Origin of the sequence: Streptomyces sp. NPDC098789 (assembly GCF_044759975.1) — a bacterium.
Taxonomy (GTDB): Bacteria; Actinomycetota; Actinomycetes; order Streptomycetales; family Streptomycetaceae; genus Streptomyces.
Window position 1 is genome coordinate 1 of the sequence record NZ_JBIWAJ010000037.1, and the last position, 12,765, is coordinate 12,765.

Annotated in this window: 14 protein-coding genes and 1 pseudogene; 7 read left to right on the forward strand and 8 right to left on the reverse strand. The window is 73.7% G+C overall.

The window, feature by feature from the left end; all coding sequences use genetic code 11:
- The 3 genes from ACIQWR_RS40115 to ACIQWR_RS40125 form a co-directional block, all read right to left on the reverse strand.
- Positions 1 to 496, reverse strand: a 496-nt coding sequence (locus ACIQWR_RS40115) for an alpha/beta hydrolase fold domain-containing protein (RefSeq protein ID WP_404020716.1), incomplete at its 3' end; no start/stop codon positions are given.
- Positions 493 to 1,236 (reverse strand): SDR family NAD(P)-dependent oxidoreductase, encoded by a 744-nt coding sequence (locus ACIQWR_RS40120; protein ID WP_404020719.1) that lies wholly within the window; start codon positions 1,234 to 1,236, stop codon positions 493 to 495. The genes ACIQWR_RS40120 and ACIQWR_RS40115, both read right to left, overlap by 4 nt.
- Before the next feature lie 3 nt (positions 1,237 to 1,239).
- Positions 1,240 to 2,370: an LLM class flavin-dependent oxidoreductase gene (locus tag ACIQWR_RS40125; RefSeq protein ID WP_404020721.1), complete on the reverse strand. Its 1,131-nt coding sequence runs from the start codon at positions 2,368 to 2,370 to the stop codon at positions 1,240 to 1,242.
- Positions 2,371 to 2,472: 102 nt separating this feature from the next.
- On the opposite strand from ACIQWR_RS40125, the gene ACIQWR_RS40130 reads away from it, so the two are divergent.
- The gene (locus ACIQWR_RS40130; RefSeq protein WP_404020724.1) at positions 2,473 to 3,090 is read left to right on the forward strand and encodes a helix-turn-helix transcriptional regulator; all 618 of its coding nucleotides are present in this window, start codon (positions 2,473 to 2,475) and stop codon (positions 3,088 to 3,090) included.
- On the opposite strand, the gene ACIQWR_RS40135 is transcribed toward ACIQWR_RS40130, so the two are convergent.
- Positions 2,979 to 3,527, reverse strand: coding sequence for a flavin reductase family protein (locus tag ACIQWR_RS40135; RefSeq protein WP_404020770.1), 549 nt, complete (start codon positions 3,525 to 3,527; stop codon positions 2,979 to 2,981). The two genes, ACIQWR_RS40130 and ACIQWR_RS40135, sit on opposite strands and share 112 nt — an antisense overlap.
- A gap of 168 nt (positions 3,528 to 3,695) precedes the next feature.
- Between ACIQWR_RS40135 and ACIQWR_RS40140 the strand changes: the two genes are divergently transcribed.
- The 4 genes from ACIQWR_RS40140 to ACIQWR_RS40155 all read left to right on the forward strand — a co-directional run bounded on the left by ACIQWR_RS40140 (position 3,696) and on the right by ACIQWR_RS40155 (position 7,786).
- On the forward strand, positions 3,696 to 5,339 hold the full coding sequence (locus ACIQWR_RS40140) for a FadD3 family acyl-CoA ligase (RefSeq protein WP_404020726.1): 1,644 nt from the start codon (positions 3,696 to 3,698) through the stop codon (positions 5,337 to 5,339).
- Positions 5,336 to 6,454, forward strand: a complete 1,119-nt coding sequence (locus ACIQWR_RS40145) for an acyl-CoA dehydrogenase family protein (protein ID WP_404020729.1) — start codon at positions 5,336 to 5,338, stop codon at positions 6,452 to 6,454. Before ACIQWR_RS40140 ends, ACIQWR_RS40145 begins: the two co-directional genes overlap by 4 nt.
- A gap of 15 nt (positions 6,455 to 6,469) precedes the next feature.
- Positions 6,470 to 7,198 (forward strand): VWA domain-containing protein, encoded by a 729-nt coding sequence (locus ACIQWR_RS40150; RefSeq protein WP_404020732.1) that lies wholly within the window; start codon positions 6,470 to 6,472, stop codon positions 7,196 to 7,198.
- An 84-nt stretch (positions 7,199 to 7,282) separates the two neighbouring features.
- Complete coding sequence (locus ACIQWR_RS40155; protein WP_404020735.1) at positions 7,283 to 7,786, forward strand: pyridoxamine 5'-phosphate oxidase family protein; 504 nt, start codon at positions 7,283 to 7,285, stop codon at positions 7,784 to 7,786.
- 168 nt (positions 7,787 to 7,954) lie between these two features.
- Here ACIQWR_RS40155 and ACIQWR_RS40160 read toward each other — a convergent pair.
- From ACIQWR_RS40160 to ACIQWR_RS40175, 4 genes and pseudogenes are all read right to left on the reverse strand, one after another.
- A pseudogene (locus ACIQWR_RS40160) lies at positions 7,955 to 9,370 on the reverse strand (DUF1906 domain-containing protein); the annotation flags it as partial.
- Between the two features lie 60 nt (positions 9,371 to 9,430).
- Complete coding sequence (locus ACIQWR_RS40165) at positions 9,431 to 10,525, reverse strand: hypothetical protein (RefSeq protein WP_404020737.1); 1,095 nt, start codon at positions 10,523 to 10,525, stop codon at positions 9,431 to 9,433.
- Complete coding sequence (locus ACIQWR_RS40170; RefSeq protein WP_399259317.1) at positions 10,522 to 10,743, reverse strand: hypothetical protein; 222 nt, start codon at positions 10,741 to 10,743, stop codon at positions 10,522 to 10,524. Before ACIQWR_RS40170 ends, ACIQWR_RS40165 begins: the two co-directional genes overlap by 4 nt.
- Positions 10,744 to 10,808: 65 nt before the next feature.
- A complete protein-coding gene (locus ACIQWR_RS40175) occupies positions 10,809 to 11,222 on the reverse strand; it encodes an ATP-binding protein (RefSeq protein WP_404020738.1) in 414 nt (137 codons plus the stop codon).
- Between the two features lie 176 nt (positions 11,223 to 11,398).
- Between ACIQWR_RS40175 and ACIQWR_RS40180 the strand changes: the two genes are divergently transcribed.
- Together ACIQWR_RS40180 and ACIQWR_RS40185 are read left to right on the forward strand one after the other, a co-directional pair.
- Positions 11,399 to 11,911, forward strand: a complete 513-nt coding sequence (locus tag ACIQWR_RS40180) for a GntR family transcriptional regulator (RefSeq protein WP_404020773.1) — start codon at positions 11,399 to 11,401, stop codon at positions 11,909 to 11,911.
- A complete protein-coding gene (locus tag ACIQWR_RS40185; protein ID WP_404020741.1) occupies positions 11,908 to 12,690 on the forward strand; it encodes a GntR family transcriptional regulator in 783 nt (260 codons plus the stop codon). Before ACIQWR_RS40180 ends, ACIQWR_RS40185 begins: the two co-directional genes overlap by 4 nt.
- Positions 12,691 to 12,765: the final 75 nt, after the last annotated feature.

Consider the following 12,765-nt stretch of genomic DNA (forward strand, 5'->3'; position numbering starts at 1 on the left):
CCCCGCTGGAGTCCCCCGCGACCACCACCGCGGCGGGGTCGCAGCCGAGCTCGCCGGCCCGGGCACGGGCCCACAGCAGCACGGTCAGGGCGTCGTCGGGCGCCGCGGGCCAGGGGTGTTCGGGGGCGAGCCGGTAGTCCGCCGAGACCACGACCGCCCCCGACCGCGCGGCCAGCGTCCGGCAGGTCGCGTCGTGCGTGTCCGGGCCGCACATCACCCAGCCCCCGCCGTGGAAGTACACGACCAGCGGGCGCCCCTGCGCCCCCGGAGCCGGAGCCGGAGCCGGATCGTAGACCCGCACCGGCACCCCGTCGGCCACCGCGTAGCGCACGGCGGCCACCGGCGGCCCCGGCCGGGCCACCGCGGCGCCCGCGGCGACCGCGGCCCGCAGCGCACCGGCGTCCCCCGGCGGCGGGAAGTGCGCCGACATCGCCGCGCACACCTCCCGTGCGCGCGGGGACAGCGCCTCGGGGCGGGCGCGCCGATGCGGCGTCATCGGGTCGTCATCCCGCCGTCGACGGTGAACTCCGCGCCCGTGATGTAGGAGGAGGCGTCCGAACAGAGGAACCGCACCAGCTCGCCGACCTCCTCCGGGCGCCCCATCCGCCCCAGCGGCAGGTGCGACCAGTCCCGGCCCGCCACCGCTCCGGCGACCATCGGGGTGTCGATCGCCCCCGGGTGCACGGAGTTGACCCGGATCCCGTCCCCGGCCAGGTCCAGGGCCGCCGACCGGGTCAGCCCGCGCAGGGCGAACTTCGTGGAGCCGTAGGCCGCGTGGCCCGGTATCCCGACCAGGCCGGCGGTGGAGGAGATGTTCACGACGGAGCCGCCCCCTGCCGCCCGCATGAGCGGGGCCACCGCCTGGATGCCTAGGAAGGGGCCCAACAGGTTGACCCGGAGCAGCGCTTCGAAGCCTTCGGCGCTCTGCCGCTCCACGTGGGCGGTGCGCCACAGGGCCGCGTTGTTGACCAGGGCCGAGACCCCTCCGTACGCGGCCACCGCGGCCCGCACCACCCCCGCCCAGCTCTCCGCGTCGGCCACGTCGTGCCGTACGTACAGGCCCTGGTCGCCGAGGGTGGCGGCGACCTCGCGGCCCTCCTCCTCGCGGATGTCGGTGACGACGACCCGGGCGCCGGCCTCCGCGCACAGCCGGGCCTCCGCCGCGCCCTGACCGCGGCCGGCGCCGGTGATGACGACGACCTTCCCGTCCAGCGAGATCACCGCTCCGGCTCCCACGGGTCAGCCCTCCAGCGCGCGGAAGTGGGGGATGACCTTCTCGCCCCACTGGCGGATGGTCTCCATGCAGACCTCCTGCGGGACGGTGCCCATCTGGATCAGGCACATCACCTCGTCCACACCGATCTCGCGGAGCTGCTCGACGTATGCGATCGCGGTCTCGGCGCTGCCGTAGGCGTGTTCGGCGTTGTAGGTGCCGGTGTCGACGGGGCGGGCGGGGATGTTCGCCTCGTGGAGCCGGGCGACGAGCTCCTCGCGGCCCTTGTGCAGGGCGGCGGCGTGCTGCTCGGCGCTCTCGTCCTCGGCGTAACCGGTGGGCTCGGGGCCGTTGCCGTACCAGTGCGCGATGGACTCGGCGAAGAAGCGCTGGCCGCGGGTGCCCAGGCGCAGGGCGCGCTCGGCGTCGTCGAGGACGATGGTCGGGCAGAGGGCGGAGAGGTGGTCGTTGACGACGTCCGACACGAACCGCTCGCCGCTGCGGGTGGCGATGGCCTCGTCGTAGACCTTGCGCATCGCGCGGACGTCGTCGGCGCCCGCGAAGCCCATCACCAAGGCGCCGATGCCGAGTTCGGCGGCCAGCTTGAGGGTGTCGTGCTTGGAGCAGGCCATGAAGAGCGGCGGGTGCGGGTCCTGGACGGGGCGGGGCAGGATCGCCCCGGGCCCGATGTCGATCGAGCCGTGCCACTCGAACCGCTCCTCCTTCCACGCCGAGGAGAAGATCCGCAGGGCCTCCTCCATCTGCGGGTAGGTGTCCTCGGGGCGCACCCCGTACATGGACATCTCCTGGCGGGTGGCGCCGCGCCCGGCGCCGATGTCCACGCGGCCGCCGGAGAGCACGTCGAGCATCGCGGCGCGTTCGGCGACGCGCACCGGGTGCTGATAGCCGAAGGGCATGGTGACCACGCCGTGGCCGATGCGGATCCGCTCGGTCCGGGCGGCGACCCAGGTCAGGAAGATCTCGGAGGCGCTCATGTGGGCGTACTGGGTCAGGGAGTGGTGCTCCACCGCCCAGATCCGGTCGAAGCCCATCCGCTCGGCGTGGACGGCCTGTTCGACGCAGTCGTGGATGACCTGGCGTTCGCGTTCGGGGGTGGGGTCGACGAGCTGCGCCTCGAAGATCATCGAGAACTTCACGGTGAGGTCCCTCCATCACGAGTATTCCTAATAGGCATACTTCTAGCAGGCATACCCCGCAGGGGGAAGGGCGCCGCCGGGACCGGTCGTAGACTGCGGTCCGTGGCAGAAGAGACGAACAGGCGCGCGCTCCCCGCAACGAGCTGGGCGGTGCTCGGGCTGCTCTCCTTCGGGGAGGAGCTGTCCGGTTACGACCTGAAGAAGTGGTCGGACTGGTCGCTCAAGTTCTTCTACTGGAGCCCCTCCTTCAGCCAGATCTACAGCGAACTCAAGCGCCTGGAGAAGGCCGGCTACGCCTCCTCGCGCCTGGTCGCCCAGGAGACCGGCACCCGCGACAAGCGGGTCTACCGGATCACCGACGAGGGCATGGACGCCGTGCGCGACTGGGCCCGCCGGGCCCCCGTCGACCCGCCCGTCCTCAAGCACGGACCGATGCTGCGATTGTGGCTGGGGCACCTGCTGGAGCCGGAGCAGATGCGCGAAGTGCTCGCGCAGCACCAGGAGTTCGCGGAGAAGATGCGCCTGCGGGCGGTCGCGGACGTCGAGGGCGCCAAGGACGAGGCGGCGTGGGCCTACCCCACCCTCACCCTCAAATGGGCCGAGCGGTACTACGCCTCCGAGCGCGACCTCGCCGCCGCCATGCTGGAGGACATCGAGGCGCTGGAGGCGGAGCGCGCGGCGACCCGGGAACCGGCCGCCCCTGAGGGCAACACCCCGTAGGTGCGCCGGAAGTAGAGCAGCGGGGCCCCCTCCCGGTGCGCGGCCAGGGCGGTGACCCGGCCGAGCGCGATCGCGTGGTCACCCCCGTCCAGGACGTCCTCCAGCACGCACTCGACCGTCGCGAGGACGCCGTCGAGCAGGGGTGCGCCGTTGCCGCCCGAACGCCACGGCACACCGGCGAACTTGTCGCCCCCGGTCACCGCGAAGCGACGACACAGCTCCTGCTGGTCGGCCGCCAGGATGTTGACGGCGAAGCGGCCGGCCGCGCGGATCCGGGGCCAGCTGGACGAGGTGCGCGCCGGGCAGAAGCACACCAGCGGCGGGTCGAGGGACACGGAGGAGAAGGACTGCACGGCCATCCCGACGGGACGGCCGTCGCCCTCGCGCGCCGTGATGACGGCGACGCCGGTGGCGAAGCTGGAGAGCGCGGACCTCATGTCCACGGGAACCACGGGAACCACGGGAACCACAGCAACCACGGGCACGACAGGGACCACGGGAACCACCACGGCGACCTCCGAGAGATATTCCTACTAGGTATATGCCTAACCGAAACAGCTGTGATTGGATACCGCCCACGCTCGCTCGTCAAGTAGGGAGGGTCCGTGTCCAGCCCCCGCCAGACTCCGCAGCACCCCGCACCGCCCGCCACCCTGGCCCGGCTGCCCGCCTTCGCCGCCGCCGCGTACGGGGACCTCGAAGCGCTCGCCGACGGCGAGGTCCGCTGGACCTTCGCCCGGCTCGACGCCGAGATCGCCGGGGCCGCCCGCGCCGCCGTCGCCCTCGGCGTCCGGCCCGGCGACCGGGTCGCGCTCTGGGCCCCCAACAGCCGCCAGTGGATCACCGCCGCGCTCGGGGCGGTCGGCGTGGGCGCGGTCCTCGTCCCCGTCAACACCCGCTACAAGCCCGCCGAGGCGGCCGACGTCATCCGGCGCAGCGGCGCCCGCGTCCTCTTCACCGAACGCGGCTTCCTCGGCACCGACTACGTCGAAGCCCTGCACGGATCCGGCGAGGACCTGGGCGCCCTCGCCGCCACGGTGGTGCTGCGCGACGCGGGTGCGGGGACCCCGCCCGCCGGGGAGCCGGCGCGTTCCTCGGTGCACTCCTGGGAGGCGTACCTGCGCGCCGGGGAGCGGGTCCCGGAGCGGGAGCGACTGGCCCGGCTGGCCGCCGTACGCCCCACGGACCTCAGCGACATCCTCTACACCTCCGGCACCACCGGCCGTTCCAAGGGCGTGATGACCACCCACGGCCAGAGCGTGCGCCTCTACGACTCCTGGTCGCGGCTGGTCACCCTGCGCCCCGGCGACCGGTACCTGCTGGTCAACCCGTTCTTCCACACCTTCGGCTACAAGGCCGGGGTGCTCGCCTGCCTGCTGCGCGGGGTCACCATGCTCCCCGAGGCGGTCTACGACACCGACCGCATCCTGCACCGGATGGCCACGGAGCGGGTCAGCTGCCTGATGGGCCCGCCGACCGTCTTCCACGGCCTGCTCGAACACCCCGGCCGGGCGGCGCACGACCTGTCCGCGCTGCGCCTGGCGGGCACCGGCGCGGCCACCGTGCCGACCGCGCTGGTCGAGCGGATCCGCGGCGAGTTGGGTGCTCCGGACGTGTTCACGGCGTACGGACTGACCGAGTCCGGCGGCGTCGTCTCCGTCTGCCCGACCGACGCGGACGCCATGACCCTCGCCCACACGGTGGGGCTGCCGCTGCCCGACACCGAGGTGCGGATCACGGATCCGCTGGGCCGGGTGCTGCCGGCCGGGGAGCCCGGCGAGGTACAGGTGCGCGGCTACCACGTGACGACCGGCTACCTCGACGACCCGGCCTCGACCGCCGAGGCGGTGCTCGCGGACGGCTGGCTGCGCACCGGGGACATCGGGGTGCTGGACGCGCGCGGCTACCTCGCCATCACCGACCGGCTCAAGGACATGTACGTGGTGGGCGGGTTCAACGCCTATCCGGCGGAGGTGGAGAACGTGCTGCTGACCCATCCCGCGATCACCGACGCGGCGGTGGTGGGCGCCCCCGACGAGCGGCTCGGCGAGGTCGGGGTGGCCTTCGTGGTCACCACCGAACCCGTCACGGCGGCGCAGCTGACCGCCTGGACCCGGGAGCGGCTGGCCAACTTCAAGGTCCCCCGGCGCTTCACCACGGTGGCCGAGCTGCCGCGCAACGCCGGCGGCAAGCTCCAGAAGGCCCCGCTGCGGCGGGCCGCGCGCGGGGAGCGGGAGGAGCGGTCGTGAGGACCCTGGAGCGGACCCCGGAGCAGCGGGAACTGGGCGCGGCCGTACGGTCGGTGCTCGCCCGGCACCCGGGCGCGGCGGCCTGGGCCCCGCTGACCGGCCGGGTGGGCGCGGCGGCGCTGGCGGTGCCCGAGGAGTACGGCGGGCTGGGCTGCGGGAGCGCCGAGGTGGCCGTGGTCATGGACGCGCTGGGGGGTGCGCTGAGCCCCGTACCGTACCTGGGCTCCGCGGTGCTGACCGTGGGCGCGCTGGTGGCGGCGGGGGACGCGCACGCCTGTGCGCGGCTGCTGCCGGATCTGGCCGAGGGGGCGGCCGCCGGGGCGCTGGCCTGGGCGGAGCGCGGGAGTTGGGAGCCCTCGGCGCTGCGGACCCGGGCGGTCCGGGATCCGGCGCGGGGGTGGCTCCTGACCGGCGCCAAGGAGTACGTCCTGCCGGGCTCCGGCGCGGGGGTCCCCGAGGTCGTGCTCGTCTTCGCGCGGAGCGCGGCGGGCGAAGGCCCCGGAGAGGGGGGAGGCGGCGGGGCGCTCTCGCTGTTCCGGCTGACCGGGCCGCCGGCCGCCTGGCGGATCCGCTCGACCATGGATCCGAGCCGCCCGCTCGCGGAGCTGGCCCTGGACCGGACCCCGGCCGCCCTGGTCGGCGCCGAGGGCGACGGGGAGCGGATCCTGGCCCGGGTGCGGGACCTGGGCGTCACCGCACTGGCCGCGGAACAGGTCGGGGCGGCCGCGCGGGCCCTGGAGGTGACGGTGGGGTACGCGAAGGAACGGGTCCAGTTCGGCCGCCCGATCGGCTCCTTCCAGGCGGTCAAGCACCGGCTCGCCGACATGTACGCCGCCGTGGAGAACGCCCGCGGCCTGGCCCTGGCGGCCGCGGCGGCGGACGCCGCGCCCGACCCGGCGGCGGCTGCCGGTTCGGCGTGCGGGGAGGCGTACTCCTGGGTGGCCGGGGAGATGATCCAGCTGCACGGCGGGATCGGGATCACCTGGGAGCACGAGGCGCACCGGTTCTTCAAGCGCGCCCACGGCGCGGCGCGGCTGTTCGGCGGCCCGGCCGCGCACCGCGAACGGCTGGCCGCACGGCTGGACGCGGCACTGGGTCCGACCGGGGCCCGTTGACGTACCCTCGGGGCCATGACCGGTAGTGCGATAAACCTGCGCAAGATGGAAGAAACCGCTCCGGCGCTCGTCAGCCTGTACAAGAGCGCCGGGGTCTCCCTGCGCAAGCACGGCCTCGACGGTCAACGGGCGGCGGTCTACCTGGTGCTGGACTACTCCGGCTCGATGCGCCCGTACTACGCCGACGGCACCGTGCAGGCCTTCGCGGACCGGGTGCTCGGGCTGTCGGCGCACCTGGACGACGACGGTCGGGTCCCGGCGGTCTTCTTCTCCACGGACGTCGACGCCGTCGAGGAGATCTCGCTGGAGCGGCACGCGGGCGCGGTGGGCCGCATCGTGGCGGGCCTCGGGCACATGGGCAGGACGTCCTACGACGCGGCGATGGACGCGGTCATCGACCACTACCTGGACAGCGGGGCGACGGATCCCGCCCTGGTGGTCTTCCAGACGGACGGCGGCCCCCTCGACAAGGCCGCGGCGGAGCGCCACCTGTGCAAGGCTGCCCGACTGCCGCTCTTCTGGCAGTTCGTCGGCTTCGGCAACACCCGCAGCACCCAGTTCGACTTCCTGCGCAAGCTGGACGAGCTACCGGTGCCCCAGGCGCGCGTCGTCGACAACGCGGGCTACTTCCACGCCGGGGAGGACCCGCGCGCGGTGCCGGACGCGCAGTTGTACGACCGGCTCGTCTCGGAGTTCCCCTCGTGGCTGGCCGCTGCGCGGACGGCGGGCATCGTGCGCGCCTGAGGGGTCGGCGGCGTGCGCGCCTGCGCGGCGGACATCGTGCGCGCCTGCGCGGTCGGCGCCCGGACCAGGCGCTTTCATAGCGGTATGACGACGAACAACTGGGCGCATTTCGCCGCGGCCGAGCCGGAACTCGCCGAGGCGGTCCGGGCCCGCTTCGGGCAGTACGCGCACCACGTCCTGGCGACCCTGCGCAAGGACGGCTCGCCGCGGGTCTGCGGACTGAACGCCACCTTCCGGGGCGGCGAGCTGTGGCTCGGGATGATGCCGGGGTCGATGAAGGCCCTGGACCTGCGGCGCGATCCCCGGTTCGCGCTGCACACCAATCCGGGTGCGGACGAGTCGATGCCCGACGGGGACGTACGCGTCTCCGGGCGGGCCGTGGAGATCCTGGACCCGCCCGAGCTGCACCGCTTCGCCGAGGAATCAGGCGAGCCGCCGCACCCGTCCCACCTGTTCCGGGTGGAGCTGACCGAGGTGGTCCTGACCGGGATCGACGGGGACGACCTGGTGGTCCGCGCGTGGACCCCGGCCGCCGGCCTGCGCACGATCCGCCGGGGGAACGACGACGACCCCGCCCGGGAGGAGTGAGGCGCGCTCGACCTCGGAGTCCTCGTAATCGTCCCCGTCCTCGACCTCGTCCTCGAAGGGGGCGGGGACGACCGGCACCGGGGTCGGAGCCGGGGCCGGAACCGGCTCGGGGGCGGGCGCGGTCCCGGGGAGGGCGATCGCGGCCGGGTTCACGTCGACCTGGTTGCGGTCGATGTTGATCGTCACCCCGGCGTAGGTCTCGTCGTGGTCGCCCTGGTACTGGTGGGCGCGCCGGCGCCCGCCCCACTGCCCGCTGCCCGCGGGCAGGCCCAGGTCCGAGTCCGTGACCGAGGCGCGCCCGTTCCAGGCCGCGGCCCAGACGACGTCGGGGACGGCGCGCCCGGTGCGCGCGTACTCGGCGCTGAGCGCCTTCATCCCCGAACCGGCGGCGAGGTAGGCGGCGGCCCGGTAGCCGAGGGCGTGCAGCCGCTGGGTCCAGGCGGCGACGTACGCGACCACCGGCCGGTCCCAGGTGGCCCGGTCGGTGTAGTTCTCCAGGTCGTTGTAGAGGACGGTGCCCGCCCCCAGGCCCAGCGAACGGGCGGCCGAGGCCGCGCCGTCGGCGGCCGTCCGGCCCTGTTCGGCCGCGGTGTCCGGGTCGGTGGACAGCCCGGTCGTGGCACTGCGCCAGGGCTGGCGGCCCACCCAGATCGGCATCAGGTGCCAGCCCGCGGCGCTCTGCCGCTTGACCCAGTCGGCGGTCAGCTTCGGCTGGGCGCAGGCGCGGGAGCCGCCGCCGATGTAGATGCCGACGGCGCCGAAGGGGGACTCCTCGCCCCAGCCGTCCATGGTGCCCTGGCCCGGGGCGGTGCACGCGTCGAAGCCGAGGCCGGTGTAGGCGCCCGGCGTGACCGAGGCCGCCGGTGCGGGGACGGGCCGCAGGACGGAACCGGGGGACGCGGGCCGGCCCGGCACGGTGGCCGGGGGGCCCGCGTGGCCCCCGGGGCCGCCGACCGGGCGGGCGCCCTCGATCACGGCGCGGACCGCGGCGGGCGTGTCGCCGTAGGAGGCGGTGGCCATCACCCCCGACTGGGCGAGGGCGTAGCGCAGCTCGTTGCTGGGCGTGCGGGGTCCGGTGACGGGCAGCGCGGTGCCCACCGGTACGTCGACGGTCGGCACGTCCGCGCGCGGCGGGGCGTCCCGTACGGGCTCCAGGTGCAGGGTGTCGGCGCGCTCGACGGCCGCCCGGCCCGCGCACTCACCCTGCGTCCCGGCGTGGCCCACGTACAGCGTGGGCACATCGAGGCGCAGGCAGGCGTCGGGGGCGCGGTCGAGGTCGACGACCCGCCAGCTCGCGGGGAGCGTGAAGCGCAGCCCCCGGTAGTCGTACTGGCCGGGCCCCGGGCCGGGGCCGGGGTCCCGCCCGTCGGCGGCGGCGACGGGCCCCAGCGCGGTGAGCCCGCTCAGCGCGAGCACGACCCCGCAGGCCGAGGCCAGCAGCCGCCTCAGCCCCCGCCCCCGGACGGCGGCGGACTCGCCACGGCCTTCGCCACGACCCTCACCACAACACTCGATCCGACCCTCGATACGACACTCGATACGACACTCGACACTCGACATGACCTTCGACATGGCTCGCGACATGACGCTGTGTATACAGGTGCCGCGGCCTCCCGGAGATCCGGCGAGGCCGCGGCGGCCCGGCTAACTACCCGCCTGGTCCTGGAAGGCGGGCAGCTCGAAGACGCGCTGCTTGCCCGCGTCGTCCATCAGCTCCACCAGGGGCAGGACCAGTTCCCACAGGTCCCGCTTGTCGACCTCGCGGACGAGCGCGTCCAGCTCCCCGTCGCCCAGCAGGGCCGCGGTGTCGGCGACCACCTTGCGCCCGTCCTCGGGCAGCACGCCGACCAGCGGCAGGAACTCCCCCCACAGACCGGTCCCGACGACGGCGCGGACCACCCCGCGCAGCACCTCGGGCTCGCGGAGCGCCGCCAAGCGGGCGACGGCCGTACGGTCCTCCTCCCCCAGCAGCGCGACCAGCGGGAGCAGCGCCTCCCACAGACCGCGCTCGTGGGTGGCCCGTACCAGTGAGTCGAGGGCGCCGCCCTCCAGCCGGGCCGTCAGCTGGGCGATCCGTTCGCGCTGTTCGCCGTCGACCGACCCGGCGACGGCGACGGCCTCCTCCCACAGCCCGCCCGCGGCGGCCGCCCGCACCACGCCCGCGAGCCGCTCGTCGCCCATCAGCCGCAGGATGTGCGGCAGCCGCTCGGGCTGGTCGACGTAGAAGCCGGTGCGCAGGACGGCCTCGTCGTCGACCTGTTCGAGGATCCGGGTGAGCGCCCGGTCGCGGATGTGGCCGACGAAGCGGCCCATGGTGAGGAAATCGGCCGACTCGGCGAGCGCGACGGCGATGCGGACGAGCAGCCCCTCGTCGAGCCGTGCGACCACGCCGGCGATCCGCCGGGGGTCGAGGTGGGCACAGGACTCGACGGTGAAGGGCACCGGGAGCTTCTCGATGATGTCGGCGGCCCGCCCGGGGTCGAGGCGGCCCGCGACCGCCGCCGCGAGGCGCGGGCCGAGCGCCTTCTGCGAGATGGCGGCGGCCACCGCGGCCGGCACCAGCTTGGTCGCGGCGGCGATCCGGTCGAGCATCTCGGGCGCCCCGTCGTACAGGACGGCGGTGACCTGCTCGCGGAAGCGGCGCAGGTCCTCGGCGGGCAGTGCCTCCATGAACCGCAGCGCCCCCGCGTCGCCCTCCCCCAGCAACCGGGCCACCTTCTCCACCTCGGCGCGGCTCACCGGAAGAGCACCTTGCGCACGGCGCCGCGCGCGAGCGCGGGGACGAGCTTCAACGCTTCCTCGGCGGCGTCGCCGAGCCCGGCGGCCTGCCGCTCCCGCTCCGCGCGCAGCGCGTCGGCGAGCCGCCCGAGCTCCCCGTCCGCCAGCCCGGCGAACGACCCGGGCACCGGCGCCCCCTTCAACTCCGCACCCAGCCTGGCGAGTTCTTCTGCACCCACGGGACGACCTCCCACGACGGCGACACCACGACAACGGCTCGCCACCGAGACTGATCCCGTTTTGACTAATAGTCAATACTCGCGGGTAGCCCCTCCCCTCGCACACGGAAGACCGCACTCACCGTCTTGCCGACCGATCCGTCCTCCACGGTGAGGCCATCCGCGAGCTGAGAGACGAGCCACAGGCCGCGCCCGGACAGGGCATCAGGAGACGCACACCGCACCACCGGGACACCTGGCCCGCTGTCACGCACCTCGATGCGCACCAGATCGCGCACCCACTCGACGCGCACGGCGAACCGACGCCCCTCGGGCACTCCGTGGGTCACCACATTGGCCGCGAGTTCGGAGACGCAGAGGCGCATGTCGTCGCGGCGATCGGCGACACCCCACCCCCCGAGCGAGTCACCGATGAAATTGCGGGCCGCCCGCACCGAATCGCGAGTCCCGGGAAACGTCTGCTGCCGAGAGAAGGACACGCCCACCCCACATTTGACGCTGAGCCACCATTGCCACACAGAACGTATCGCTATTCGCGAATTCCAGCAAGGTTTTCGCCTAGGGCCACACCCGCTCGTCACATACCGTGGAACCTGCAGAACCGGACGGGCTCGCGGAGGGCAACATGGGCGAAGGTCAGTGGACGAGTGCGTCGATGCCGTACCTGACTCCGCGCGCGGAGTCGGAGTCGGACGCGTGGACAGCGGAGAGCGCAGCTCGCGGGCGCGTAGGCGGGCAGCGCATCCTGCACGCGGGAGTGCGGCCGGCATCGGATGAGGTCGCCCGAATGTTGCGCGTGCAGGCCGGGGAGAACGTCGTACAGCGCCGGCGGGTCATCGAACTGGACGGAGTTCCGTGCGAGTTGACTGACACCTACTACCCCGCCACGATCGCGCTCGGCACCCCTCTCGCGGGCACCGCAAAGATCCGCGGCGGAGCAGTCACCTTGCTGGCCCGGCTGGGGCACGCGGGAGTACGCGTCGTGGAGCACGTCACGGCGCGCCTGCCGAGCGCAGAGGAGTGCGAGCCACTGTGCACCGAGCCCGGCGAACCGGTCCTGGTCGTATCGAGGGTCACGCTCGATGCGGCGGACCGGGCCATCCAGGCCGATGTGATGGTCATGCCCGCCGAGCATGCGCAATTGCGTTACGAGACCAGGATCGGATGACGTTGCCCAGACCCGAGGAACAGTCGCTCGACCAACGCCCCCTGCACGTCCGTATCGCCGCCGACCTACGCGATGACATCATGAACGGGGAGCTGGGCCCCGGGGCCAGACTTCCCTCCACCACCCACCTGAAGGTTCGGTTCGACGCGTCGAGCGCCACCGTGCAGAAGGCCTTGGGACTGCTCAAAGAGGAACGGCTCGTCATCGGGCGAGCGGGCTCGGCCGTGATCGTGCGGGAGCACCGACAACGCACGATCCGTCCTGCGGACTCGCTCTCCACGGGGGCCTCGGCCGATGCGCCCTACCCGTGGCTCACCGACGCAGCCGGACCCGGGGCCCACGCGGTCAGTAGGCTCGTAGAGGTCCGTGAAGCGTTGCCACCCGCCGACGTCGCCCTCGCGCTGGGCCTCGGGCCTGACGACCGCGCCCTGCTGCGCCACCAGTTGCTACGGATCGACGGCGAACCGGCAGAACTCGTCCGGTCCTACTACCCCTTGGACATCGCCCGCGGCACCGCACTCACCGAGGCACGCAAGATCAAGGGCGGCACTCCCACCTTGCTGGCCGGACTCGGCTTCCGCCCCCGGCTGAGCGTCGACCGGGTCTCGGCCCGCATCCCCACTCAGGAGGAGCACCGCGCGCTGGGCCTGAGCAGCGACCTTCCGGTGTTGCGCACTCTGCGGACGGTGTTCAGCGACGACCGGCGACCGGTGGAGGTCACCGTCATGGTGAAAGCAGGGCACCTGTACGAGCTCCGCTACGAGTTCGCCCCGGACTGACCCCGGGCATGCCACAGCGCCCGCCTTCCCTGGTCGGAGACTGGCGGGCGCCGTGTCAGAGTCCCGTACGCCTTT